At 63.6% G+C, this 23,832-nt stretch carries 23 protein-coding genes; 7 read left to right on the top strand and 16 right to left on the bottom strand.

The features are described from left to right. Nucleotides 1-57: 57 nt before the first annotated feature. Complete coding sequence (locus MN188_RS04435; RefSeq protein ID WP_242106386.1) at nucleotides 58-1,248, bottom strand: phosphoglycerate kinase; 1,191 nt, start codon at nucleotides 1,246-1,248, stop codon at nucleotides 58-60. A gap of 138 nt (nucleotides 1,249-1,386) precedes the next feature. On the opposite strand from MN188_RS04435, the gene MN188_RS04430 reads away from it, so the two are divergent. The 4 genes from MN188_RS04430 to MN188_RS04415 all read left to right on the top strand — a co-directional run bounded on the left by MN188_RS04430 (nucleotide 1,387) and on the right by MN188_RS04415 (nucleotide 3,736). Further along, on the top strand, nucleotides 1,387-1,887 hold the full coding sequence (locus MN188_RS04430) for a peptidylprolyl isomerase (protein WP_242106385.1): 501 nt from the start codon (nucleotides 1,387-1,389) through the stop codon (nucleotides 1,885-1,887). Nucleotides 1,888-1,960: 73 nt separating this feature from the next. Further along, nucleotides 1,961-2,503 (top strand): peptidylprolyl isomerase, encoded by a 543-nt coding sequence (locus MN188_RS04425; RefSeq protein ID WP_242107399.1) that lies wholly within the window; start codon nucleotides 1,961-1,963, stop codon nucleotides 2,501-2,503. Nucleotides 2,504-2,598: 95 nt separating this feature from the next. Further along, nucleotides 2,599-2,763 carry a hypothetical protein gene (locus MN188_RS04420; protein WP_242106384.1) on the top strand — a complete coding sequence of 55 codons (165 nt, stop codon included), beginning with the start codon at nucleotides 2,599-2,601 and terminating at the stop codon, nucleotides 2,761-2,763. Nucleotide 2,764: 1 nt separating this feature from the next. Beyond that, nucleotides 2,765-3,736, top strand: a complete 972-nt coding sequence (locus MN188_RS04415; protein ID WP_242106383.1) for a DUF3179 domain-containing protein — start codon at nucleotides 2,765-2,767, stop codon at nucleotides 3,734-3,736. A 64-nt stretch (nucleotides 3,737-3,800) separates the two neighbouring features. Here the strand turns inward: MN188_RS04415 and trpE are convergent, their stop codons facing one another. From trpE to tyrS, 4 genes are all read right to left on the bottom strand, one after another. Continuing rightward, complete coding sequence (trpE, locus tag MN188_RS04410) at nucleotides 3,801-5,312, bottom strand: anthranilate synthase component I (RefSeq protein ID WP_242106382.1); 1,512 nt, start codon at nucleotides 5,310-5,312, stop codon at nucleotides 3,801-3,803. Between the two features lie 12 nt (nucleotides 5,313-5,324). Then, nucleotides 5,325-7,166 carry a peptidyl-prolyl cis-trans isomerase gene (locus MN188_RS04405; RefSeq protein ID WP_242106381.1) on the bottom strand — a complete coding sequence of 614 codons (1,842 nt, stop codon included), beginning with the start codon at nucleotides 7,164-7,166 and terminating at the stop codon, nucleotides 5,325-5,327. An 87-nt stretch (nucleotides 7,167-7,253) separates the two neighbouring features. Then, nucleotides 7,254-8,432 (bottom strand): aminotransferase, encoded by a 1,179-nt coding sequence (locus MN188_RS04400; protein ID WP_242106380.1) that lies wholly within the window; start codon nucleotides 8,430-8,432, stop codon nucleotides 7,254-7,256. Nucleotides 8,433-8,530: 98 nt separating this feature from the next. Continuing rightward, the gene (tyrS, locus tag MN188_RS04395; RefSeq protein ID WP_242107388.1) at nucleotides 8,531-9,787 is read right to left on the bottom strand and encodes a tyrosine--tRNA ligase; all 1,257 of its coding nucleotides are present in this window, start codon (nucleotides 9,785-9,787) and stop codon (nucleotides 8,531-8,533) included. 66 nt (nucleotides 9,788-9,853) lie between these two features. Between tyrS and MN188_RS04390 the strand changes: the two genes are divergently transcribed. After that, nucleotides 9,854-10,969 carry an anhydro-N-acetylmuramic acid kinase gene (locus MN188_RS04390; RefSeq protein ID WP_242106379.1) on the top strand — a complete coding sequence of 372 codons (1,116 nt, stop codon included), beginning with the start codon at nucleotides 9,854-9,856 and terminating at the stop codon, nucleotides 10,967-10,969. Nucleotides 10,970-11,029: 60 nt separating this feature from the next. Here the strand turns inward: MN188_RS04390 and MN188_RS04385 are convergent, their stop codons facing one another. The 7 genes from MN188_RS04385 to MN188_RS04355 form a co-directional block, all read right to left on the bottom strand. Then, on the bottom strand, nucleotides 11,030-11,371 hold the full coding sequence (locus tag MN188_RS04385; RefSeq protein WP_242106378.1) for a DUF427 domain-containing protein: 342 nt from the start codon (nucleotides 11,369-11,371) through the stop codon (nucleotides 11,030-11,032). Nucleotides 11,372-11,472: 101 nt separating this feature from the next. Continuing rightward, nucleotides 11,473-13,275, bottom strand: a complete 1,803-nt coding sequence (locus tag MN188_RS04380; RefSeq protein WP_242106377.1) for an aminopeptidase P family protein — start codon at nucleotides 13,273-13,275, stop codon at nucleotides 11,473-11,475. Further along, on the bottom strand, nucleotides 13,275-15,146 hold the full coding sequence (cobT, locus tag MN188_RS04375; RefSeq protein ID WP_242106376.1) for a cobaltochelatase subunit CobT: 1,872 nt from the start codon (nucleotides 15,144-15,146) through the stop codon (nucleotides 13,275-13,277). The genes MN188_RS04380 and cobT overlap by 1 nt, the downstream gene beginning before the upstream one ends. A 9-nt stretch (nucleotides 15,147-15,155) precedes the next feature. Beyond that, entirely contained in the window at nucleotides 15,156-15,671 is a 516-nt protein-coding gene (locus MN188_RS04370; protein WP_242106375.1) for a hypothetical protein, read from the bottom strand. Continuing rightward, nucleotides 15,668-16,654 carry a cobaltochelatase subunit CobS gene (cobS, locus tag MN188_RS04365; protein ID WP_242106374.1) on the bottom strand — a complete coding sequence of 329 codons (987 nt, stop codon included), beginning with the start codon at nucleotides 16,652-16,654 and terminating at the stop codon, nucleotides 15,668-15,670. Before cobS ends, MN188_RS04370 begins: the two co-directional genes overlap by 4 nt. A gap of 131 nt (nucleotides 16,655-16,785) precedes the next feature. Continuing rightward, a complete protein-coding gene (locus tag MN188_RS04360; protein WP_242106373.1) occupies nucleotides 16,786-18,753 on the bottom strand; it encodes an SGNH/GDSL hydrolase family protein in 1,968 nt (655 codons plus the stop codon). Between the two features lie 54 nt (nucleotides 18,754-18,807). After that, nucleotides 18,808-19,440, bottom strand: coding sequence for a J domain-containing protein (locus MN188_RS04355; protein WP_242106372.1), 633 nt, complete (start codon nucleotides 19,438-19,440; stop codon nucleotides 18,808-18,810). A 74-nt stretch (nucleotides 19,441-19,514) separates the two neighbouring features. Between MN188_RS04355 and MN188_RS04350 the strand changes: the two genes are divergently transcribed. After that, on the top strand, nucleotides 19,515-19,772 hold the full coding sequence (locus MN188_RS04350; protein WP_242106371.1) for a BolA family protein: 258 nt from the start codon (nucleotides 19,515-19,517) through the stop codon (nucleotides 19,770-19,772). A gap of 22 nt (nucleotides 19,773-19,794) precedes the next feature. Here the strand turns inward: MN188_RS04350 and MN188_RS04345 are convergent, their stop codons facing one another. The 3 genes from MN188_RS04345 to gatB all read right to left on the bottom strand — a co-directional run bounded on the left by MN188_RS04345 (nucleotide 19,795) and on the right by gatB (nucleotide 22,317). After that, nucleotides 19,795-20,184 carry a DUF4177 domain-containing protein gene (locus MN188_RS04345; RefSeq protein WP_242106370.1) on the bottom strand — a complete coding sequence of 130 codons (390 nt, stop codon included), beginning with the start codon at nucleotides 20,182-20,184 and terminating at the stop codon, nucleotides 19,795-19,797. Between the two features lie 151 nt (nucleotides 20,185-20,335). Next, a complete protein-coding gene (locus MN188_RS04340; protein ID WP_242106369.1) occupies nucleotides 20,336-20,806 on the bottom strand; it encodes a thioesterase family protein in 471 nt (156 codons plus the stop codon). After that, nucleotides 20,803-22,317, bottom strand: coding sequence for an Asp-tRNA(Asn)/Glu-tRNA(Gln) amidotransferase subunit GatB (gene gatB, locus MN188_RS04335; protein ID WP_242107380.1), 1,515 nt, complete (start codon nucleotides 22,315-22,317; stop codon nucleotides 20,803-20,805). Before gatB ends, MN188_RS04340 begins: the two co-directional genes overlap by 4 nt. Nucleotides 22,318-22,501: 184 nt before the next feature. On the opposite strand from gatB, the gene MN188_RS04330 reads away from it, so the two are divergent. Next, on the top strand, nucleotides 22,502-23,128 hold the full coding sequence (locus MN188_RS04330) for a transglycosylase SLT domain-containing protein (protein WP_242106368.1): 627 nt from the start codon (nucleotides 22,502-22,504) through the stop codon (nucleotides 23,126-23,128). On the opposite strand, the gene MN188_RS04325 is transcribed toward MN188_RS04330, so the two are convergent. Then, the gene (locus tag MN188_RS04325) at nucleotides 23,129-23,830 is read right to left on the bottom strand and encodes an NUDIX hydrolase (RefSeq protein WP_242106367.1); all 702 of its coding nucleotides are present in this window, start codon (nucleotides 23,828-23,830) and stop codon (nucleotides 23,129-23,131) included. Nucleotides 23,831-23,832 lie beyond the last annotated feature (2 nt).

Genomic DNA, 23,832 nt, shown 5'->3' with positions numbered 1-23,832 from the left:
TGCCCCGCTTCTATGCGAGCAGGGCACATGTTTCAATTCTGCTTACGCTAACGGGGCTCAGCCTTCCAACGCGGCGACACCGGGCAGGGTTTTACCTTCCATCCATTCCAGGAAGGCGCCGCCAGCGGTCGAGATATAGGTGAAATCGTCACCGTGTCCCGCCGCGTTGATCGCGGCCACCGTGTCGCCGCCGCCCGCGACCGAAGTCAAGGTGCCCGCCGCGGTCTGTGCCGCAATCACGTCCAGCATGGCGAAGGTGCCGGTCTGAAACGGCTCCATTTCGAACACACCCAGCGGGCCGTTCATGATCAGCGTGCGGGCGCCTTCGATGACAGTCTGGATATGGGCCAGCGTTTCGGGTCCTGCGTCCAGAATCATCGCCTCAACCGGGCAGGCATCGGCGGGAACCGTCATGTTGTCGGCATTGGCCTTGAATTCCCGCGCCACCACGATGTCGCGCGGCAGCACGATTTCACAGCCCACGTCCTTGGCCTTGGCCAGAATCTCACGCGCAGTGTCGGCCATGTCATGTTCGGCCAGGGACTTGCCCACATCCAGACCTTGCGCAGCCAGGAAAGTGTTGGCCATGCCGCCGCCGATCACCAGGTGATTGACGCGCGCCACCAGATTGCCCAGCAGGTCCAGCTTGGTCGACACCTTGGCGCCGCCGACCACAGCCACCACGGGGCGCTGGGGCTGACCAAGGGCGGCCTCCAGCGCGGACAATTCGGCCTGCATCAGCCGCCCGGCACAGGACGGCAGCAGCCGCGCGATGCCTTCGGTTGAGCCATGCGCACGGTGCGCGGCGGAAAAGGCGTCGTTGCAGTAAACATCGCCCAAAGCGGCCAGCGAGGCGGCAAAGGCCGGGTCGTTCTTGGGTTCCTCGGCGTGATAGCGGGTGTTTTCGAGCAGCAGAACCTGACCGGCCTCCATTCCCGCCACCGCAACCTTGGCCGGGGCGCCGATGCAATCCTTGGCAAAGCCCACAGGCAGGCCCAGGGCCGCCTCAAGCGCGGGGCGCACGATCGCCAGCGACATCTCGGGCACGCGGTCGCCCTTGGGCCGCCCGAAATGCGCCAGCAGGACGGGCTTGCCGCCTTTGGCCAGAATGTCGTGAATGGTCGGCAGGATGCGCCGGATGCGGGTGTCGTCCGTGACCTGGCCGTTTTCCACCGGCACGTTGATATCCACACGCGTCAAAACGACCTTGCCGTCCAGATCCATGTCATCAAGGGTTTTCCAGGCCATTTCACACTCTCCCAACTGTCTTTTGCAAGACAGACACACGAAAACCGGCCTCGGGTCAATGCGTCATGGCGCGTCGCCCCTTTCATCTTGGCGCAGGGGCGCATAAGTTCTGGCAAACGTCTGACAAAGGAGGCCCAGATGGCCGATTACAAAGATCCCGAAAACACCATCCTGATGGAAGTCAAAGGCGGCACCGTCGTCATCGAGCTGCTGCCCGACGTGGCGCCAGAGCATACCGCGCGGATGAAAGAGCTGGCGCGTTCGGGCCAGTATGACGGCGTGGTGTTTCACCGCGTGATCGACGGCTTCATGGCGCAGACTGGCGACGTGGAACATGGCAAGGACGCGGGCAACATGCGTCGCGCCGGCACCGGCGGCTCGGACATGCCCGACCTTCCGGCCGAGTTTTCGAAACTGCCGCATTGCCGCGGCTCGCTTGGCGCGGCCCGTTCGGCCAATCCGAATTCCGCCAACAGCCAGTTCTTCATCAACTTCAAGGACAACGATTTCCTGAACGGGCAATACACCGTTTATGGCCGGGTCACGTCTGGCATGGAGCACGTGGACGCGATCGCCAAGGGCGAGCCGCCTGCGAACCCCGACACGATGATCTCGGTGAAGGTGGCTGCCGATGTCTAAGGACAAGCTGATTGCGCTGACGGTCTTTGCGATCGGGGTGATCATCATCGTCGCCTATGCGTTCAAGACGCTGATGCCGGGTGAGCCCGAAGTGGTTGAGATGCCCGCGCAAGACGGTCAGCCGCAGCTGGAGATTACCGTGGCCGGAGAGGCGAACGGGGTGATCGTGATCAACCTGATGCCCGAGATCGCGCCCAAACACGTGGCACAGATCACCGCGCTGGCGCAGGCCGGGGCCTATGACAACGTGGTGTTTCACCGGGTGATCGACGGCTTCATGGCCCAAACTGGCGATGTGCAGTTCGGCAAGGTCGGCGGGGACGTGCGCATGGCGGGCACCGGCGGGTCTGACCGGCCCGACCTGCCAGCCGAGTTCTCGGATTATGCCTATGTTGCGGGCACCGTGGGCATGGCACGCTCGTCCGATCCGAATTCGGCCAACAGCCAGTTCTTCATCATGTTCGACAAGGGCGATTTCCTGAACGGGCAATACACCGTCATCGGGCAGGTGGCGTCGGGTTTCGACGTGGTGCAGGCGATAAAGCTTGGCACCGGGCCGAACGGCGCGGTCGTGGGTGACCCGGACGTGATGACAGCGGTGCGCGTGCTGCCGTAACGCACACGTTTGATCAAACACACGTGAGGGGGGGTGGCATTACCGCCCCCTTTCTTGTCAGGCTGGGGCAAATGTCGTTTGTGGGAGGCAAAGCCATGCGCATCATCCTGACCATTCTTCTGATCGCTCTGGGGTTCCTGGCCGAAACCCGGCCAGAACAGGGCGCCGCCGCCGCACCCGCACCTTATGAGGCGCGGATCATCCCGGCGTTCCTGTCGCTTGGTGCACCGTCCGACTGCCCGCGCGTCTGGGACATCTGAGATGCGTGCCCGGCTGATCGCTGCCGTCCTTCTGAGCCTGCTCACAACGCCAGTTTCGGCCGATCCCAGCTTCTGGCGCCACGAATGGCCCAACACGGATTTCGACACCACCAGCGTGACCAACTGGGTCGAGATCCTGTCCGGCGGTCCACCCAAGGACGGTATTCCTGCCCTTGATGCCCCAACCATGATTGCCGCCTCGGGCGAGGCCCGGATCGGCGCGCGGGAACCGGTCATCACGCTGGAGCTGCCCGGGCAAGTGGCGCGGGCCTATCCGATCCGCTACCTCACCTGGCATGAGATCGTGAATGACGCGGTGGGCGGCGTGCCGTTTGCCGTCACCTTCTGCCCGCTGTGCAATTCCGCGCTTGTGTTCGACCGGCGACTTGAGGGTCAGGTGTTGAGCTTCGGTGTCTCGGGCAAGCTCAGAAATTCTGACATGATCATGTATGACCGTGAAACCGAAAGCTGGTGGCAGCAGGCGCTTGGCACCGGTATTGTCGGCGTTTTGACCGGCAAGGAGCTGATCCAGTTGCCCGCCTGGATGGAAAGTTGGGAGAGTTTCACCACACGCAACCCGGAAGGGCTGGTGATGGGGGAGCCCAACTGGAACCGACGCTATGGTCAGAACCCTTATGTGTCCTATGACAGTTCGCGCCGCCCGTTTCTGTATTCCGGTGAAATGCCGCCGCACAAAATCCCGCCGTTGGAGCGTGTCGTGCGGGTGGGGGATCAGGCCTGGCGCATGACGCGGCTGGCCGAGGAAGGCGAGATTGCCGAGGCCGGGGTGGTGATCACCTGGCAGGCCGGTCAGGCCAGCGCCCTGGACGCACGCCGCATTGCCGACAGCCGTGACGTGGGCGCGATCCGGGTACGTGACGGGCAGGGGCGCGATCTGCCCCATGACGTGATGTTCGCCTTCGCCTTCCACGCGTTTTTCCCTGACGGGGAATGGATGCTGGGCGGGTCGTGATTGGCAAGACCGGGCTGGGGGCCAGCCCCCAGACCCCCGGGATATTTCCAGCAAGAAAAAGGGGTTAGCGATTTCCCTCACGGGTGAACATCGACGCGGTTTCGGCGGCCATGCGGATGGCTTTTGACTTGTTCACGGTTTCCTCGAACTCGGCCTCGGGATCTGAATCGTAGACCACGCCACCACCGGCTTGGATATAGAGTTTCTGATCCTTCACCACAGCGGTGCGCAGGGCGATGCACATGTCCATGTCGCCATTGGCCGCGAAATAGCCGACCCCACCGCCATAGATGCCACGTTTCTCAGGCTCCAGCTCGTCGATGATTTCCATCGCGCGCACTTTCGGCGCGCCGGACACGGTGCCCGCGGGCAGACCCGCCAGCAGCGCCGACAGCGCGTCGTGATCGTCGGAAAGCTCCCCCACCACGTTCGACACGATGTGCATCACGTGGGAGTAGCGTTCGATGATGAACTCTTCGGTCGGGCGCACGGTGCCGATTTTGGAGACGCGGCCGGTGTCGTTGCGGCCCAGGTCGAGCAACATCAGGTGTTCGGCCAGTTCCTTTTCATCGGCCAGCAGGTCGGCCTCATGGGCGCGATCTTCCTCGGGTGTGGCGCCCCGCGGGCGGGTGCCTGCGATCGGGCGGATTGTGACCTCGCGCCCGAAGACGCGGACCAGGATTTCTGGGCTGGCGCCGACGATCTGGAAGCCGCCGAAGTTGAAATAGAACATGAAGGGCGACGGGTTTGTGCGCCGGAGCGAACGATAAAGTGAGAAGGGCGGCAGGGGAAAATCCTGCGTCCAGCGTTGCGACGGCACCACCTGGAAGATGTCGCCTGCACGGATGTAATCCTTGGCGCGTTCGACGGCGGCAAGGTAGTCGTCTTTTGCGAAATTCGAGGTGAGTTCGCCCACCGGCGCGGCCTCGCCCAGGTCGCGGCTTTCGCCGGTGGCGGCGCGTTCGAGATCGCGCAGCGCGTCCATCACCCGTTCGGCGGCCTGGGCATAGGCGGCCTTCGCGCTCATCCCGGATCCCACAAAGGCGGGCGCAACCAGCGTTACTTCGCCTTTCACGCCGTCCAGAACCGCCACGACGGATGGGCGCAGCATCAGCGCGTCGGGCAGACCCAACGGGTCAGGGTTCACGTCAGGCAAGTGTTCGACCAGCCGGATCATGTCATAGCCCAGGTATCCAAAAAGCCCCGCAGCCGAGGCCGGAAGATCCTCGGGCAAGTCGATGCGGCTTTCCGCCAGCACCGCGCGCAAGGTGTCGAGCGGGTCGCCCGGCATGTCCTCAAACGCGTCGCTGTCGAAGCGCGCCTGGCGGTTGACGCGGCTTTCGGTGCCCCGGCACTGCCAGATCAGGTCGGGCTTCATGCCGACGATCGAGTATCGCCCGCGCACTTCGCCACCCGTCACGCTTTCCAGCATGAAACTGTCGCGCCGTGCCTCGGTCAGCTTCAGCATCAAGGACACAGGCGTGTCCAGATCGGCGGCCAGGCGGGTATAGACGACCTGGTTGCGGCCCGCGTTCCAGCCGGCCTCGAAGCTCTCAAACGATGGGGTCAGGGCCACAGGGCATTCTCCTTACGGGAACTGGCTGTTCACCGCCTCGATCACCGGGCGGTTCAGGGTGATGCCGGCCTGGGCCTGCACCGTGGCCGAGAAGGCCGCTTCGATATCCAGCCCGATTTCCTGTGACATGCGGTCACCGAAGGCGGTCTTGATCTGCTGTGCTTCGTCGCTGTCGTGATTGGCGGCGTTCACCGCGTCCAGTCCGACCAGAACCACGCCCGTCGCATCGGGCACCACGCGCCAGTCGCCCGGGGCCATGTCGAAGACTTCGCTCAGCAGGGCAGGCGGTGTGCCTTCGATGAAAGCGTCGCGAGTCTGACCCTGTTCGACCACTTCGGTCAACCCCAGGGTCGAAGGCGTTTCGCCATCGCCAAAGCGCGGCAGAAGGGCCTCGGCCTGAAGCGTCAAAAGGCGCAGGGCCTCTTGATCCTGCCAGGCTTTGATCGCGGCATCGCGCACTTCGTCCAGCGTTTGCAGGCGCGGTGCTTCGACCGCGTCGACGCGCAGGGCAAACAGCCCGCCGTCGGACAGAAGCGTGATTTCCGGAAAATCGTCCGCCGTCGTGGCCGCAGCGGCGCTGCGGAAGGCGTCATAGGCGGCGATGCCGTCCGAGGTGTCGGTGCTCCAGCCGATCTTGCCCAGGGTCAACCCGTGGTCAGCGGCGAGCTCTTCAAGCGTCGCGCCCCCAGCCATCAGGTCGTCAAGTTCCGGCACACGGTCGCCGATCTGGCGGCGGGCGCGGTCGGCAGCATATTCGCCCTGAAGTTCGGCTTTCACTGTCTCAAATGGGGTTTCCTGCGCTGTCAGAATGGCGTTCATGCGAAACAGCGCCGGGCCGAAGGGGCTGGGCGCGGGGCCGACAATGCCCGGTTCGGTCAGGTCAAAGACCATATCCCCGGCGTCGCCCAGGTCCGTGCGGGTCACGTCACCCATGTCGACATCGGTCAGGGCGAGATCACGTTCAGCCACCAGCGCCTCAAAAGTAACATCCCCGGCGGCGATCCGGTCCACCGCGTTCTGCGCCTCAGCATCCGTGCCGAAGACCAGCCGTTCCACAATGCGCCGCTCCGGCACCATGTATTCGTCGATCCGTTCGTCATACAGCGCGCGCAACTCGGCCTCGTCCACGGCGATTGTGGGGATCACGCTTTCCGGGTCCAGCCAAGCATAGGTGATCTGTTTCGTCTGCGGCAGGGTGAAGGCCTGTGCGTTGGCGTCGTAATAGGCGCTGAGGGCGGCGTCGTCGGGCTGCCCGGGCTGGGTTTCCAGCTGATCGGTATACAGCGCGGCCCAGGTGAAATCCCGGCTTTCACGGGCATAGCCAAACAAGGTGTCGGTATAGGCGGGCGCGTTCGCAACGCCCCCGGCCACGGCCGATTGCAGGATCGTGCGAGCGACTTCCGAGCGCAGGGAGGCTTCGAATTCGCGTGCGGTCAGGCCAGATTGTTGCAGGGCGAAATCATAGGCTTGGCGGTCAAACTTCCCGTTCACGCCCTGAAACGCTGCGATTTCAACCACCTGGTTGCGGATTTCCGCGTCACCCACGGAAATTCCTAGCCGGGCGGTTTCGTTTTCCAAGGCGACGGTGGCGATCAGGCGGCCCAGAACTTGTTGGTCCAGCCCGATTTGTTGTGCTTGCGCCAGGGTCAGGGATTGCCCGGTTGAGGCCTCGAAGGCACCCAATTCGGAATCCAAATCGCGCAGATAACGGCCTGCGTCGATCTCGGTGTCTCCGACTGTGCCGACCGAGCGCAAAGTGCCGCCGAAATTCGTGGCGCCGAAGCCCACCAGCCCCACCATGACAAGACCCATAAGGATCCATCCCAGCGTGCGCGAAACTTGTTTGGCGGCCATGCCCCGTTCCTTTCCCTGTCTGCCCAGTTGCGGGCTTATGCGGTTTTAGGCGACGTGCGGGGGAATGCCAAGCGCGATAGCGAGCCCTCAGGGCTGAAATGCGGCCAAGCGGTCGATCAGCGTGGCAATGCCCGCGCGGTCGATATTGGCAAAAGCGATGCGCAATTGGCGCGCGCCGTCCGCGCTGCCCTCGGGCATGAACATGGTGCCGGGCAGGGCCAGCACCGCGACGTCGCGCACCAATTGCTTGCACAATGCGTCCGAGGGCATGCCGAACGGGTGTTCGACATAGGCGAAATAGGCGCCGCAACCCAGAACGCGCCAGCCTGGCAGGCGGGCAAAGCCCTGTTCGATCGCCGCGCGGCGGTCGAGGATTTCGGCGCGTTCCCCTGACAGCCAATCGGACAGGTTGCGCATACCCCACAATGCCGCGCGCTGGCCCAGTTGGTTGGGACAGATTGCGACAGTGTCGAGGAATTTCTCGACCTCGGCCAGCCGGGCGGGGCTGGCGACCATCGCGCCCACCCGGTGTCCGGTCAGGCGATAGGCCTTGGAAAAGCTGTACAATTGGATCAGCGTGTCATCCCAGCCGGGGTGCTGGAACAGGTCATGCGGGGCGCCGGACCGGCTGTCGAAATCGCGGTAGGTCTCATCGACGATCAGCGCGATGCCGTGATCACGGGCGAGTGTGAAGAAGGCATGCACCAGATCGGCGGGATACTCCACGCCACCCGGATTGTTCGGTGTGACCAGCGCGATGGCGCGGGTGCGTGTGGTGATCAGCGCCTCGGCTTGGGCAGGGCTGGGCAGAAGTTCATCGCCCGTGGGCAGCGGCACGGTTTTGATCCCACCCATATCGAGCCACATTTTGTGATTGAAATACCACGGGGTTGGCACGATGACCTCATCCCCTTGCGCGGCCAGGGTGGCCAATGTGGCGGCAAAGGCCTGGTTGCAGCCCGAAGTGATGGCGACCTGGTCGGGTGTGATACTGCCGCCGTAGGCCGCGCTCCATTGTGTGGCCAGTTCTTCGCGGAGGTCTGGCAGGCCCAGCACCGGGCCATATAAATGTGCCGCGTCGTCGGACAGGGCGGCCTCGGCAATCGCCTGGCGCAAGGCGGGCGGCGGCGGGTCGACCGGCGCGGCCTGAGAAACGTTGATCAGCGGCATCGCCTCGCTGAAACGCACACCCTCAAGCCAGCGCCGCGCCTCCATCACCGGGGGTGGGGTGGTGGCGGTCATGTTCGGGTTGAATGGCGGGGTCATGGGGGGTCCCTGGCTGCTGTTTCAGCGACGTTAGCAGGCCGGGCAGCGGGGGGCCAGCCCCCCGCACCCCCCGGGATATTTCCAGCAAGAAAAAGGGGTTAGTCCGTCAAAGTGACCAGGGCGTGGCGCTTCTTGCCAGCCGACAGCTTCATCGGTTGCACGAGGTCCGCCGCGCTGACCATCAGGCCCGGATTGCTCAGGGCGTCGTCATTCACTTTGGCGCCGTTTTCGGCGATCAGGCGCTTGGCTTCCTTGCCTGATTTCACCAGGCCGGATTTCACGATCAGTTGCACGATCGAAATGCCGTCGCCGATGTCGTCGCGGGTCAGCGTGATGGTCGGCAGGTCGTCGCCCGTGCCGCCTTTTTCGAACACTTCGCGCGCGGTGGCTTCGGCGGTCTCAGCGGCGGCGCGACCATGCGCCAGCGCGGTGACTTCGTTGGCCAGCACGATCTTGGCGTCGTTGATCGCCTGACCTTCCAGCGCGCCCAGGCGATCGCAGTCTTCGATCGGGAGCTCGGTGTAAAGCTTCAGGAACCGGCCCACGTCCGCGTCGGTGGTGTTGCGCCAAAACTGCCAGAATTCATAGGATGACAGCATTTCTGCGTTCAGCCAGATCGCGCCGTCCAGGGATTTGCCCATCTTCTTGCCGTCCGACGTGGTCAGAAGCGGCGAGGTAAGGCCGTAGATCTCGGCCTCCAACACCCGGCGGGTCAGGTCGATGCCGTTGACGATATTGCCCCATTGGTCCGAGCCGCCCATCTGCAGCAGGCAGCCATAGCGGCGGTTCAGCTCAAGGAAATCGTAGGCTTGCAGGATCATGTAGTTGAATTCGAGGAAGCTCAGGCTCTGTTCGCGATCCAGTCGCGATTTCACGCTTTCGAACGACAGCATCCGGTTGACGGAGAAATGCCGCCCGATGTCACGCAGGAAATCGAGGTAGTTCAGCCCGTCCAGCCACTCGGCATTGTTCAGCATCAGGGCAGGGGCCTGGCCGTCGCCGTCATAGTCGATGTAATTGGCAAAGACCTTCTTGATCCCGGCGATATTATCGTCGATCTGGTCGGGCGTCAGCAGCGGGCGTTCATCGGCGCGGAAGCTGGGGTCGCCCACCTTGGTGGTGCCGCCGCCCATCAGGGTGATCGGCTGGTGCCCGGTTTTCTGCAGCCAGCGCAGCATCATGATCTGGATCAGCGACCCCACGTGCAGCGATTTCGCGGTGGCGTCAAAGCCGATATAGGCCGGGACCGGACCCTTGAGCAAAGCTTCGTCCAGCCCCTGATAATCGGTGCAATCGGCCAGAAAGCCGCGCTCGATCATCACGCGCATGAAGTCTGATTTCGGGTGGTAAGTCATCGCATCTCGGTCCATCTTTGACGTTGAAACCCCCGTATAGACGGGGGGCGGGCAAAGGGGAAGAGCATGTTGAAACCGAGGGCCGTCTGGGCACTGGGAACCATGTCGGGCACGTCGCTGGACGGGGTCGATGCGGCGATGCTGCGGACCGATGGTGAGGTGATTTTCACCTTCGGGGACAGCGCCTATCGTCCCTACGAGGCGGATGAACGCACGACGATCCGCGCCGTGCTGGGCGCCTGGCCGGGGGACGCTGGGCTGGAGGCAGCGGCCGAGGTGGTCGAGACCGCCCATGCCGCTGTGCTGGCGGGGTTTGAAGGCGCCGAGATCATCGGCTTCCACGGTCAAACCCTGGCGCATGATCCGCGCGGGCGAGGTACGCATCAGATCGGCGACGGGCAGGTGTTGGCTGAGGTCTTGGGCGTGCCAGTGGTGTCGGACTTTCGCAGTTCTGACGTGGCTTTGGGGGGCGAAGGCGCGCCGTTGGCGCCGTTCTTTCACTTTGCCTGTGCCAAATGGATTGGGGCCGAAGCGCCTGTTGCGTTTTTGAACCTGGGTGGGGTGGGAAACCTGACTTGGGTGGACCCGTCGAAAACCAACCCCGAGGATGACGGCGCGCTGCTGGCCTTCGACACCGGCCCCGCGAACGCGCCGGTGAACGACCTGATGACCAAGCGGTTGGGGCAGGGGTTTGATAAAGGGGGCGCGCTGGCCCTGTCCGGGCAGGCAGATGCGGCTGTGGTCGCGGGTTTCCTGGACGATGCCTATTTCTATCGTATGCCGCCCAAGTCCTTGGATCGTGACAGTTTTACCGGGCTGTCAGCGGCTGTGGACGCGCTGTCAGATGCGGACGCTGCCGCCACGCTCACCGCTTGCGCGGTGGCCGCTGTTGCGCGGGGGATGGAGCATTGCCCGATCCCGCCCGCGCGCCTGTTGGTTTGCGGTGGCGGGCGGCACAATGCGGCGCTGATGGCCGGGCTTGGCGCGGCATTGCCTTGCGTCGTTGAGCCGGTCGAGGCGGTCGGGCTGAACGGTGATATGCTGGAAGCGCAGGCGTTTGCCTTCCTGGCGGTGCGGGTGGCGCGGGGTCTGCCGACGTCCTGCCCGTCCACCACAGGGGGGGGCGCGGCGGTGGGCGGCGGCACGGTATCGACCCCGGCCGGGCGTGTTCCGAGGGCGTGATCCAGCGGTCTGCGCGTGCCGCGCAGGCATGTTCAATGGATTGGCGCCCGGGTCGGCCGTTCAGACCTGTTCGACCGTCACCTTGCCGGGGAAGAAGGCCAGAAGGCCCTTTATCCGCGCGACGTCCTCTTTCGGGTCGTCGTAGCTCCAGGCCGCATCTTCGATGACGGTCGATTTTGTCTGGATCGAGAAATAGCTGGCGTCGCCCTTGTGCGGGCAGTGGCTGGTCGTGTCGCTGGCATCCAGCAGCGCCATCGCGATGTCGCTGCGCGGGAAATAGATCACCGGGGCCAGATCGCCCTCGCTCAGCTCCAGCGCATTGGTGCTTTCGCCCAAAACCGCGCCGCCGGCGCGCACGACCCAGGTGCCCTGGGCTTTGCGGATCTTGATATGGTCAGCCATGCTTGTCCTCCGTCACGGTCCGCGGACCTTAAACTGTTTTGGTACACCGGAGAACCGGCAATATGTCGCGACTTCTGGCATCGCTTTGTAACCTGCGTGTTTCAGAGAGGGGCGCAGGCCTGTTCCAGCCAGGCACGCGCGGAAGGCGACACCTTCCCCTCAAGTGCTGCGAAGGTCTGGGCGTGATAGGCGTCAAGCCAGTCGCGTTCATCTGTGCTGAGCATGTCGGCCATGATCAGGCGGCGGTCGATCGGCGTGAAGGTGAGCGTTTCGAAGCACAGCATCTCGCGATCTGCATCGCCACCCGGCAGCGCCTCGGCGGCTTGCACCACGATCAGGTTTTCGATCCGAATGCCGAAGGCGCCATCGCGGTAATAGCCAGGCTCGTTCGACAGGATCATGCCCGGCTCCAACGGCACGTCCGAGACCCTGGATATCCGTTGCGGCCCTTCGTGTACGGACAGGAACGACCCGACGCCATGCCCGGTGCCATGGTTGAAATCCTGATGCGCGACCCACAGTGGAAAGCGCGCCAGCGCGTCCAGATCGCGCCCCGCCAGCCCCTTGGGCCAGCGCGCGCGGGAAATCGCGATCATGCCCTGCACCACGCGGGTGAAGCAGGCTTTTTCTTCGTCCCCCACGTTGCCAATGGGCAGCGTGCGGGTGATGTCGGTGGTGCCGTCGCGATACTGCCCGCCGCTGTCCACCACCATGATGTCGCCACTTTGCAGCGTCCGGTTCGTGTCCTCGGTCACGCGGTAGTGCATGATCGCGCCGTTGGGCCCCGATCCCGCGATGGTTTCAAAGCTGATGTCCAGAAGTGCATTGCCCGCCCGGCGCTGGTTTTCTAGCTGTGTCACCACGTCGATCTCGGTCAGCGTCGCGCGGGGGGCGGTGGCGTCGAACCAAGTCAGGAACTCAACCAGCGCTACACCGTCGCGCAGATGCGCCTTGCGCGCGCCTTCGACCTCGGTCGGGTTCTTGCGCGCCTTGGGCAGGATGCACGGATCATCACCCCAAGCGATCTCGACCCCATCACGCTCCAGAATGCGGCTGACGGCGACCGGGGCGGTGGCGCGGTCGACCCGCACCGGGCCGGTAAGCGCGGCCAGACCTTCCTCAAATGCGCTGTCGGGATAGATCCGCACCTCGGGCCCCAGATGGTCGCCGATCGAGCGGTTGCGCGCCGGGTGGGTGAAGAAATCAACCCGACCCGTGTCGTGAAGAATGGCAAAGCCCTGCACGATCGGAATGTGCGGGATGTCGTCGCCGCGGATGTTCAAAAGCCACGCGATGCTGTCGGACAGGGTCAGTACGGCGGCCGAGTGCCCGGCGTCGCGCAAGGTTTGGGCCAGCGCGTCCCGCTTGTCTCCGTGGCTTTTGCCTGCCATTTCGATCGGTTGAGGCGATATGTGGCCTTGCGGTGCGTCCGGGCGATCCTCCCAGATCTGGTCCACCAGGTTTTCGCTGGCCACCAGGGTAAAGCTGTCGCCAAGCGCGTGTTCCAGCTTTTCGATCTCACCCGCCGTGTGCAACCAGGGGTCAAAGCCGATTTTGCCGCCGTCGGGCAACTGGTCGACCAACCACGGGCCGGGCTGCACCTCGGGCCAGTGTACCGGGGTGAAATGGCCCAGATCGACTTGGCTGCGGACCTGATTGCGGTAGCGTCCGTCGATGAACACACCAGCAGTGTCCACCAGCGCAAGACAGAACCCGGCCGAGCCGGTGAACCCGGTCAACCACGCCAGCCGCGCGTCGCATTCGGCGACATATTCGCCCTGGTGCGCGTCGGCGCGGGGGACAAAGAACCCGTCCAGCCCGTCGCGCGCCATCACGTTCCGTAAAGCAGCAAGCCGGGCAGGGCCCTGGGCCGGGTTTGCGGTGGTCTCAAAGCTTTGAAACATCAGCTGGCCTTCTTGATGCCGATCATGCGCGCCCGCGCACGGGGGTCGGTGTCGAACAGCGATGCCAGCTGTTCGGTCATTGCGCCCGCCAGCTGCTCCACGTCGGTGATCGTCACAGCGCGGTCGTAATACCGGGTTACGTCATGGCCGATGCCGATGGCAAGCAGCTCAACCTGTTTGCGTTTCTCGACCATCGCGATCACGTCGCGCAGGTGCTTTTCCAGGTAATTCGCGGGGTTGACGGACAGGGTGCTGTCATCCACCGGTGCGCCGTCGCTGATCACCATCAGGATCTTGCGCGCCTCGGGGCGGGCCACGATGCGCTTGTGCGCCCATTCCAGCGCCTCGCCGTCGATGTTTTCCTTGAGCAGCCCTTCCTTCATCATCAGGCCCAGATTGGGCCGGGTCCGGCGCATCGGTGCGTCGGCCTGTTTATAGATGATGTGGCGCAGGTCGTTCAGGCGACCGGGCTGCTGCGGACGACCATCAGCCAGCCATTTTTCACGCGCTTGACCGCCCTTCCAGGCGCGGGTGGTGAAGCCCAGGATCTCGACCTTCACCTGGCAGCGTTCCAGCGTGCGCGCCAGAACGTCGGCGCAGATCGCTGCGATCGAAATCGGACGGCCGCGCATGGACCCGGAATTGTCCAAAAGCAACGTCACAACCGTGTCGCGAAACTCGGTGTCTTTTTCCTGTTTGAATGACAAGGGCGTGGTCGGGTTGGCAACCACACGGGCCAGACGGCCAGCGTCCAGAATGCCTTCCTCAAGGTCGAACAACCAGCTGCGGTTCTGCTGCGCCTGCAGGCGGCGCTGCAACTTGTTGGCCAACCGCGATACGGCGCCTTTCAAGGGCTCCAGCTGCTGATCGAGATAGGCGCGCAGGCGTTCCAGCTCGGCCGGTTCCGCCAGATCCTCGGCGCGAATTTCCTCATCGTGATCCGGCAGGAAAACCGTGTAGTTCGGGTCGGCCTCCGAGGCCGGTGCGGGCGGGGGCGGCTCCAACGGGGCGTCGCCGTCGGGCATTTCCGCCTCGTCGCCCATTTCCTCATCAGCCAGATCGTCCAGCGACACCTGTGCCTCGGTCTGGTCCTGCTGTTCCTCCTGCGACTGCTCGGGGCTGGCCTCGGCCTCCTCCTCGCTGTCGGATTGCTCCTCGGACTGGCTGTCCTGGTCCTCGTCCTCATCCGGTTCGGCTTCGTCGTCCGATTGGTCGTCCTGATCAGGGTCTTCCCCCAACTGGTCACCATAGCCCAGATCGTCGATCACCTGCCGTGCAAACTTGGCAAATTCCCTTTGATCGGAAAGGGTTGCGTTCAGGTCTTCAAGCGTTTCCCCGGCCTGACCTTCGATGAAGTCGCGCCACAGGTTCATCACGTTGTCGGCGCCCTTGGGCAGGTCGCGTCCGGTGGCCAGGTGGCGCACAAGGAAGCCCGCCGCATCGGCCAGCGGCGCGTCGGCAGCGGCGGTGATCTGGTCAAAGCCGCGCTTGCCTGCGTCCTCGGCAATCTTGTGGTCGATATTCGAGGCCGTGCCGGGCATTTCGCGTGCGCCCATCGCTTCGCAGCGGGCGGTTTCCATCGCCTCATAGAGGTCGCGCGCCATCTGGCCGGGCGGGGCGTATTTCACATGGGTCGCGTCGTCGTGGAACTTGTGCTTGAGCGCCAGCGCATCCGCCGTGCCGCGGGCCAGCAGAACCTCATCCCGCGTCATCCGCCGCGTCACCTGCGGCAGGCGTACGGCGTCGCCGGACAGACCCGGTGGGTCCACCGAATAGGTGACCGAAAGCTCGGCATCATCCGCCATGACCTTGGTCGCTTCGGCCAGGGCCTTCTTGAACGGATCGGCGGGGTTGTCGCTGGGTTTGTTCATGTCATCATCCTAAAGGAGGATCGCATCGCTTTTCCATGCCTCCTCGGCCAATTGCTGCGCCGAAGGGGAAAAGCTGTTCGGTTTTGTGTCCGCCGGGATCTCACCGGCTTCGATCAAGCGGGACACCCAAGCCTCGGGGGGATTAAAAAACAAATCCCCCGCACGCGAATTCCGGGCGTTAAGTCGAAACAGCTGGAACCAGAATTCAAACTGCCCCGAGCAAAGCGTTGCCTGCATCTTTTCGCAGATCCAGCGAAACTGCTGGAACGTCAGGTCCGCGATAACCTCGGGTTGCGGGCAGAACGCCAAGGTGGCCGCGTCTTCGTAAGACATGGCACCGGAGATTTCGTAGTAGTTTTCGGCAGCCAGTTCACTCTGTTCCGTCAAGCTGCGCAACTCTCTCAACGCCATGACGGCTGACTCCCCATTGTCGAGTCCCGCTTCGACTTCCGCGATCAACGTCGCCGCTCGCGCCAATGTCGCAGCGTCCGGTTCCCGAGGTTGCAGGACCGCCGGAATCATCACCCCATGCTCATCGAGGCCGCCGATTCCGGCAGTTCCTCGTCAAAGCAGCGCTGATAGAACTCGGCGACGATCTGGCGCTCCAACTCGTCGCATTTGTTCAGGAACGACAGGCGGAAGGCATAGCCGATGTTGCGGAAGATGGTGGCGTTTTCGGCCCAGTTGATCACCGTGCGCGGGCTCATCACGGTGGAGAGATCCCCATTCATGAAGGCCGTGCGCGTCAGGTCGGCAACGGTCACCATCTGGGCGATCTGGTTGCGTCCTTTTTCGGTGTTGTAGATCGGGTTCTTCGCCAGAACGATGTTGGTTTCCGCGTCGTGGCTGAGGTAGTTCAGCGTTGCGACCAGCGACCAGCGGTCCATCTGCGCCTGGTTGATCTGTTGCACGCCGTGATAAAGCCCGGTCGTGTCGCCCAGGCCAACGGTGTTGGCGGTGGCAAACAGGCGGAAGGACGGGTGAGGGGTGATCACTTCGTTCTGGTCCAGAAGCGTCAGCTTGCCGTCATGTTCCAACACGCGCTGGATCACGAACATCACGTCGGCGCGGCCGGCGTCGTATTCGTCGAAGACGATCGCGGTCGGGTTGCGCAGCGCCCAGGGAAGGATACCTTCCTGGAACTCGGTCACCTGCATGCCGTCTTTCAGCTTGATCGCGTCCTTGCCGATCAGGTCGATCCGGGAAATATGGCTGTCCAGGTTCACCCGCACGGTGGGCCAGTTCAGGCGCGCGGCGACCTGTTCGATATGGGTCGACTTGCCCGTGCCGTGATAGCCCTGGATCATCACGCGACGGTTGTGGCCAAAACCGGCCAGGATTGCCAGCGTGGTGTCGGGATCGAATTTATAGGTCGGGTCGATGGTGGGCACGCGGTCCATGCCCGGTTCAAACCCCTTTACGACCATATCCGTGTCGATGCCAAAAACCTCACGAACCGAGATATCTTCGGTGGGTTTTACTGCCTTGTCCATTCTGCCGTCCGCCATGTTTCTGATGCCCGCCGCCCGGGCGGGATTTCCGTCCGTTTGGTCACCTGATTGTGGTGCCCGAAATGGGCGCGTGGTGCAAGGGGAGGGGCGCAAAAACGTGGCGTTGTCGCGCCGACCGTGCGACAGGGCTAGCGGTCTTCCTCCAACCGCTGCATCACGCCATCGGCGATCAACACGTGGCCCAGAAGGTTCGGATGCACCGCGCCGGAAATGGCCGGGGCGCCGTCGGCCTGGGTCAGGGCGCTGTCATTGCCCGTGCGCACGGCGCGGCCGAAGGGTTCATACCGGTAAGGTTGCCACAGCGCGGGCGCCCAGGTGTTCGGCGGCGCGTTGGGCAGGCGCAGGTGTTTGCCCTGCCACCAGCCGTGGCCCAGGAAGGCGTCGCGCGTGGCGCAGGCGAAGATGATCCCTTCGGCCCGCGCGGTCAGTGATAATTGCTGGCGGAAGGCATCGAACTGCAACAGAACCTTGCGCGCCTCGTCCTCCAACAGGTTGAACGGCCAACGGTTTGTCGCAGGTTCGGGCAGGGAGGTGCGGAGCCCGTTCCACGGCCCGCCCGGATCGAACCCGGGGGGTGATCCATGCACCAGGACCGGTTGGGCGACCGGGCCGCAGCGGTCGTCTGAGCCTTCGGTCAGGCGCAAAGGGTCGGGGTATTGCGCCATCACGATCTGTTCGGGCGTGACCTTCAGCGAATGGCGCAGGATCGAGAACAGCAGACGATAGCGCGCGCCGATCCCCGCCGCACTTGCCTGACTGCCGATCAGATCACCGACGTGATGGCCCAACCGCCGATCCAGTGCCGCGCAGCGTTCCGCAGCCAGCGGAAACGAGACAGGGTCGGCGCGAAACTCCGGCGCCGGGCACAGGTCGGGCAGCGCCAGCGCGGTCATCGTGTGCGACGAATGGCTGACCGGCACGACGAAGTAATGCACGATCTGGGCAAAACCGATGTCATTGCCGCCCACCGACAGAAGCACTGTATCAGGCACCCGCAGCCGCCCGGACGCACATTGCACGATGCCCGAGCGTGGAAAATCACGCTGCCCGGTTTCGGTCCTTTGCGGGCGCATGTTGACGTCCAGCCGGTCGTTCGGGCGCAGCATCGTGCCATTGCGCCGGGCAAAGGCGCGCAGGTTCTGACCGGCCAGTGCCTCGGGTGCCACCGCGGCGGGGGCGGTGACCGGGTCCAGGCACAGCTCCCCCAGTGCTGCGTTCAACTGCGACAGGTTGTTGAAGCCGGCATTGCCGCCGGGCTGGTTCTGTGGCGTCAGCACACCGTCGAACACCTCGGCGCCGGAACAGGCGTAGTGCAGGAAGGACACGAACACATGCGGATCGCGTGACGCGATCCCCAGCGCCGTCAGGCTTTGGTGCGAAAAGAAGCTTCGGTCACAACGGTCGTCCAACCACCGGGCATAGCCTCGTTCACCGCCGCGCAAATGTTCGGTGGAGGTCATCCAACCGACCTTGTCCGCGCCCACCACGATCCGGTTGTTCCACCGCGCGGGCAGGTCCGGGTTGCCTTCGCCCGAGCCATAGCTGTCCCCCAGCGCCACCGCGACATGGTGGCGGGGCTTGAGGAACCGGCTTTGGCCCAATCCGCTGTCCAAGCGCACGGTCACATGGGTGCCCGCGAGCGGAATCGCGCGTTTCAGCCTCTCGCTGCAATGGGTCACGCGGACCACCTCGTCGCCGATCGTCCAGGTGCAGGGCGCGGCGTCTTCGACCCACAGGCGGATGCGGATCATGGTAGTTGGGGCGTGTTCGCGCTGGATGAAATCAAGCGTTTGGGCGCTGTGGCCCTGGCGCGCCTGGTCCCAATGTGTGGCGCGATCACGCTTCAGCGCATCGGCATAGGGCGAGGCAAACCTGTCCCCCAACGCGCGCCACAGCCTTTCATGCCAGCCCTGCCAGTTGCCATCATCCGCGCGCAATCCCCAGCGGGCAAACAGGAAATCGGGATCGTCCTGCGCCTCGAACGGGGCAAAACGATTGGTGATTTCCCAGGTGATGTCAGGGGGGGCAATCCGGTCCTGCGCCGCGGCCAGCACAGGCGCGAGACAAAACAACAAAAGGGCGATCAGAAAAGGCATGCTGGCTCCCGGAATGCGCGACGCTACCCCGGTTCAGGATGAAACGAAACCGGGTCAGTTGCGGAAATTGCGGCTGACCTTGATCTGCTCCCAGGCCCAGACGACCTCTTGCAGCTGCTCTTCCTGGCTGCGATCGCCGCCGTTCATATCCGGGTGCAGCACTTTGATCAGTTTCTTGTAGGCCTTGCGAATCTCGGGCTTTGTCCAGTGATCCTTGGCCTCAAGAATATCGACCGCGCGGCGTTCCTTGGACGGAAGCTTGCGGGTGCCGGTGATCGATTTACCGGGGTTCTGGGTCGCGTTGCCGCCCAGCACCTGATGCGGGTCATCCACCCCCAACCGGCCCCAGGCACGCTGTTCCTCGGTCGGTTTGGAGAACGGCTTGGTCTCGCGTTCCCACACCCGGTCCTTGTCCATCTGTTCGTTCATCTCTTCCTCGGTCGCGCCGTTGAAGAAATTCCACTTCAGATTGTATTCCCGCACGTGATCTTTGCAGAACCACTTGAACTCATCCAGGTGGTCCGGCGAGCGCGGCGCACGGTACTGGCCGCTTTCGGTGCAGCCGTCCATTTCGCATCTACGGGTCGACGTTTCGAACGCCCCGGACATGCCGCGCTTGCCGCGTGGATTGTTTTTCTTGGCCGTTTTCACGGACATATCGAATCCGAACGGATCACTTTTGGACATTGGAATACCCTTTTCGACTCGGACCCAAGATACTAGATGTTTTTCCACCAGATAGAAGAGGGATGGGGCGAAAAATGAACAAGACGGACGAAATTCGCGCAAAGCTTGCGGGCGCATTCAACCCGCGCGCGCTGGAAGTGCTCAACGAAAGCCATCAGCATCAGGGACATGCGGGCGATGACGGATCGGGCGAAAGCCATTTTCGTGTCCGCCTTGAGGATCCGGTATTTGCCGACATGTCACGCGTCGCCCGTCACCGGGCGGTGCACGCGGCATTGGGCGCGGACCTGATGGCTCAGATCCACGCGCTGGCGTTGGAAATCTCGGGCTGACTGGGCGGTCACGCCTGCAATGTCACTCGGCGGCGACGTCGCGCTTTTCGTCGTCGTTGACCGGGGCCACATAGTCGGGCAGTTCTTGCGCCGCGCCGGCCGAGGGCAGGGCCGGGGCGTGCACCGTCGCGATCTCTTCCACATCGACCTGCGGCGCCTCGGGGGCGGTGTCTTCGGCGACGTCAAGCGCGCGGCGAAATACAAGCATGTTCTGAAACACGGTGGTCTTGCCAGTCAGGCCCGAGCGGGTTTCACAGGGCAGGGTGTCGGTGCGCTGGTATTCCCAGCCTTCCGCGCCGTATTCGTTCATCACATCCGACAGCGTGTTGGCAAAACGGGCTTCCGCGCCCTTCACGCCTTTGACGCGCTTGCCCTTTTTCGGGGCCGGAACCACCTTGTACTCGAATTTCATCACACTTGTCCCTCTTCAAACAGTGACCGGCAATTTACCCGATTCGCAGGGAATGTGTCCAAGTTGCGTGAAGCGGATCACCGCCTGTGGCGAAAAAACAATGCGCCACAAGGGCTTGGGGGAAGAGGCTCACGCGCCCCGACATCTGGGGTCAGCCCGGAAGCGCGATCGCCCGTCCGGCCCGATCGGGCCGCGGCAGGTCGGCTTGAGTCGCCTTCAGCGCCAGCATCTTGGCCCGGACATCGTCGGGGAAGGGCACCACACGCGGGCCTGACATGTCGATATGCAGCCCCAGCGCCTCTCCGGTCGCGGCAAGCCAGCCGTCAACGTGCCAGACCTCGTGCCAGGTGATGAAGCGCTTGGCATCGAACTCCAACAGCTGCGACTGCACCTGCACCCGGTCGCCCAGATGCAGTTCGCGCACATAACAGATGTGAAACTCGGCCGTATAGCTCGTGTGGGCGCGGGTTTTGGCATAGGCTTCGCCCAGCCCCATCAGGGAATACATTTCATCCCCCGCGCGGTCGATCAGCACGTTGTAATAGGCCATGTTCATATGACCGTTGTAGTCGAGCCAGTCCGGCACGACCTGCATCGTGGATGACAGGTGCGGAGAACTCACTGCGCCAGCTTCTTGGCCACCAATTCGTTCACCGCCTTGGGGTTCGCCTTGCCGCCGGTCGCCTTCATCACCTGACCCACGAACCAACCCGCAAGCTTCGGATTTTCGCGGGCTTTTTCGACCTGGGCCGGGTTGTCGGCGATGATCTGATCCACCGCGGCCTCGATCGCGCCGGTGTCTGTCACTTGCTTCATGCCACGTGCTTCGACGATCTCGGCGGGGTCGCCGCCTTCGGTATAGACGATCTCGAACAGCTCTTTCGCGATCTTGCCGGAAATGGCGTCGGACGAAATCAGCGCGATGATCCCGCCCAGTTGCGCCGGGCTGACCGGGCTTTCGGTGATGTCGTGGTCTTCCTTCTTCAGCCGGCCAAACAGCTCGTTGATAACCCAGTTCGCGGCCAGTTTGCCGTCGCGCCCTTCGGCCACGGCTTCGAAATAGCTGGCCGAGGCGGTGTCTGCGGTCAGCACGCTGGCGTCATATTCCGACAGGTTGAAATCACCCATGAAGCGGGCTTTTTTCGCGTCCGGCAGCTCGGGCAGGCCTGCAGCGATGTCATCAACCCAGCCTTGTTCGATTTCCAGCGGCAGCAAGTCGGGACAGGGGAAGTAGCGGTAATCGTGCGCCTCTTCCTTTGACCGCATCGAGCGCGTTTCGTTCTTGTCGGGGTCATACAGGCGCGTTTCCTGGGTGACCGTGCCGCCGTCTTCGACGATGGCAATCTGGCGCCGGGCTTCGACATCAATCGCCTGCTGAATGAACCGCATGGAGTTCATGTTCTTGATCTCGCAACGCGTGCCGAGATGGGAAAAGTCCTGCGTTTCCATGTATTTCTCATACTGTCCTGGACGACAGATCGAGATGTTCACGTCCGCCCGCATCGAGCCTTCCTGCATGTTGCCATCACAGGTGCCAAGATAGCGCAGGATCTGGCGCAGCTTGGTCAGGTAGGCGGCGGCCTCCTCGGGCCCGCGGATGTCAGGGCGGCTGACGATCTCCATCAGCGCCACGCCGGTGCGGTTCAGGTCGACGAAGGACATGTTCGGGTCCATGTCGTGGATCGATTTGCCCGCGTCCTGTTCCAGGTGAATGCGTTCGACCCGCACCAGACGCGCGACGCCGGGCGACATGTCCACGATCACTTCGCCTTCGCCCACGATCGGATGATACAGCTGCGAAATCTGGTAGCCCTGCGGCAGGTCCGGGTAGAAGTAGTTCTTGCGATCAAAAGCGGACACCAGGTTGATTTCGGCCTTCAGGCCCAGACCGGTGCGCACCGCCTGCTCGACGCAATACTCGTTGATCACGGGCAACATGCCGGGCATGGCGGCGTCCACGAAGGCCACGTTGGAATTGGGCTCGGCGCCGAATTGCGTCGAGGCGCCCGAGAACAATTTGGCGTTGGAGCTGACCTGGGCATGGACCTCCATGCCGATGACCAGTTCCCAGTCTTCCTTGGCGCCCGCAATGACTTTGGGGGCGGGGGCTTCGTATGCGATGTGATCCAGCATGATGCATGTCCCGTCTTGGCGTTTCATGTGGGTATTAGGGCAGGGGCCGGGGCGGGGCAAGGGCCGGGGCGGGCAAAACCGGCGGCGGGGCCTTGCCGATCGGGGCCGGTCGCGCGGCGTGCAATTGCCAATTCGGTCGCGGCGGGGCAGGGTGCGGCCGTTCTGTTACGATTGGGGGATCGTCATGCGACTGAATGGGATCTTGGCTCTGGGCGCCACTCTGGTGCTTGCGGGCTGCGTGCAGATGCCGTGGGCTTCGGATCCTGGGGCGGGTGGCGCCGCTGTCATTGCCACAAAAAACGACCCAGCGGTGGCCCTGACCATGCGCTGGGATCACCTGGGAGGCTCAGGTGCCTGGACCCAGGCGACCATGGCGGCGTTGGCCAGCCACGGGGCGGCCCTTCCCGCAACAATGCCCGCGGACATCGACGCGTGGTGCCCGGGCTATCGCACGGCCAGCCTTGAGGGGCGGCAGGCGTTCTGGGCCGGGCTGCTGTCGACGCTGGCGAAACACGAAAGCACCTGGAACCCGCGCGCCGTGGGTGGCGGCGGCAAGTGGTTTGGCCTTGTGCAGATCGCACCGGCCACCGCGCGCGGCTATGGCTGTGCGGCGGGCTCGGGCGAGGCGTTGAAATCCGGTCCGGCGAACCTGTCCTGCGCCGTCCGCATCTTGGCGCGCACCGTGCCGCGCGACGGTGTGGTCAGCCAGGGCATGCGCGGGGTGGCCGCAGACTGGGGCCCGTTCCATTCCGCGCGCAAACGCGAAGACATGCGTGCCTGGACACGGGCGCAGGGCTATTGCCAGAGTTGATCAGGTCAGGGGCGAGGCACCACCCAGCCGTTCAAACAAGCTTTGTTCGTCGTTGTTGTTGAAAAACGGAACGGCTGCGGGCGCGCCCAGGTTGGGCAGGTTGCCGGTAATCTCGGCCAGCACCACCTCGGTGATGAACGGCAGGTCGAACCGCCGCACGTCGTCCAACGGAATCCATTGCAGGTGGCTCAGTTCATCCTCGGCGCCGGAAAAGTCATCCGGGTCGGTCTTCAGCCGGTCCGCATCCGCCGCGAAGAAGCGCGCATCAAACCGGCGCGGGCGGCCCGGCGGGGTGATGGCGCGAAACACGAAGGCCAGACCGTCGGCGGATGGAATGAAACCGGCATCGGCGAACCCTTGCCAATTTGCGGGCACCACGCCGGGCCAGTCGCCCGGTTCGCCCAGGATCTGCCCGGTCTCTTCCCAAAGTTCACGAATGGCGGCGGCCAGGTAGGCAGGGGCTTTCGACGCAGTCGCATCCTCGCCCAATCGGGTCAGGCAGGGTTCGGCCCCGGCCTGCGCCAGCGGCACCTTGCCATCCTCGGCATCCACCGCGCCACCGGGAAACACGAACTTGCCCGGCATGAACGCAGCCTTGGCCCCGCGTTGACCCATCAACACATGGGGCCGCGCGCCCGCGTCCCGGATCAGGATCACGGTTGCTGCGTCACGGATGATCTTTGATTTGTCGACCTGGTCCATTT

The sequence above is a fragment of the Aliiroseovarius subalbicans genome, assembly GCF_022678625.1.
Lineage (GTDB): Bacteria > Pseudomonadota > Alphaproteobacteria > Rhodobacterales > Rhodobacteraceae > Aliiroseovarius_A > Aliiroseovarius_A subalbicans.
This window is presented reverse-complemented; position numbering and strand designations above follow the sequence as displayed.

Excerpts from the sequence above, each read along its gene's own strand:
- MN188_RS04435 (WP_242106386.1), bottom strand. The coding sequence starts at position 1,248 with ATGGCCTGGAAAACCCTTGATGACATGGATCTGGACGGCAAGGTCGTT.
- MN188_RS04430 (WP_242106385.1), top strand. The coding sequence starts at position 1,387 with ATGGCCGATTACAAAGATCCCGAAAACACCATCCTGATGGAAGTCAAA.
- MN188_RS04425 (WP_242107399.1), top strand. The coding sequence starts at position 1,961 with ATGCCGGGTGAGCCCGAAGTGGTTGAGATGCCCGCGCAAGACGGTCAG.
- MN188_RS04420 (WP_242106384.1), top strand. The coding sequence starts at position 2,599 with ATGCGCATCATCCTGACCATTCTTCTGATCGCTCTGGGGTTCCTGGCC.
- MN188_RS04415 (WP_242106383.1), top strand. The coding sequence starts at position 2,765 with ATGCGTGCCCGGCTGATCGCTGCCGTCCTTCTGAGCCTGCTCACAACG.
- MN188_RS04405 (WP_242106381.1), bottom strand. The coding sequence starts at position 7,166 with ATGGCCGCCAAACAAGTTTCGCGCACGCTGGGATGGATCCTTATGGGT.
- MN188_RS04400 (WP_242106380.1), bottom strand. The coding sequence starts at position 8,432 with ATGACCCCGCCATTCAACCCGAACATGACCGCCACCACCCCACCCCCG.
- tyrS (WP_242107388.1), bottom strand. The coding sequence starts at position 9,787 with ATGACTTACCACCCGAAATCAGACTTCATGCGCGTGATGATCGAGCGC.
- MN188_RS04390 (WP_242106379.1), top strand. The coding sequence starts at position 9,854 with ATGTTGAAACCGAGGGCCGTCTGGGCACTGGGAACCATGTCGGGCACG.
- MN188_RS04385 (WP_242106378.1), bottom strand. The coding sequence starts at position 11,371 with ATGGCTGACCATATCAAGATCCGCAAAGCCCAGGGCACCTGGGTCGTG.
- MN188_RS04380 (WP_242106377.1), bottom strand. The coding sequence starts at position 13,275 with ATGTTTCAAAGCTTTGAGACCACCGCAAACCCGGCCCAGGGCCCTGCC.
- cobT (WP_242106376.1), bottom strand. The coding sequence starts at position 15,146 with ATGAACAAACCCAGCGACAACCCCGCCGATCCGTTCAAGAAGGCCCTG.
- cobS (WP_242106374.1), bottom strand. The coding sequence starts at position 16,654 with ATGGCGGACGGCAGAATGGACAAGGCAGTAAAACCCACCGAAGATATC.
- MN188_RS04360 (WP_242106373.1), bottom strand. The coding sequence starts at position 18,753 with ATGCCTTTTCTGATCGCCCTTTTGTTGTTTTGTCTCGCGCCTGTGCTG.
- MN188_RS04355 (WP_242106372.1), bottom strand. The coding sequence starts at position 19,440 with ATGTCCAAAAGTGATCCGTTCGGATTCGATATGTCCGTGAAAACGGCC.
- MN188_RS04350 (WP_242106371.1), top strand. The coding sequence starts at position 19,515 with ATGAACAAGACGGACGAAATTCGCGCAAAGCTTGCGGGCGCATTCAAC.
- MN188_RS04345 (WP_242106370.1), bottom strand. The coding sequence starts at position 20,184 with ATGAAATTCGAGTACAAGGTGGTTCCGGCCCCGAAAAAGGGCAAGCGC.
- gatB (WP_242107380.1), bottom strand. The coding sequence starts at position 22,317 with ATGCTGGATCACATCGCATACGAAGCCCCCGCCCCCAAAGTCATTGCG.
- MN188_RS04330 (WP_242106368.1), top strand. The coding sequence starts at position 22,502 with ATGCGACTGAATGGGATCTTGGCTCTGGGCGCCACTCTGGTGCTTGCG.
- MN188_RS04325 (WP_242106367.1), bottom strand. The coding sequence starts at position 23,830 with ATGGACCAGGTCGACAAATCAAAGATCATCCGTGACGCAGCAACCGTG.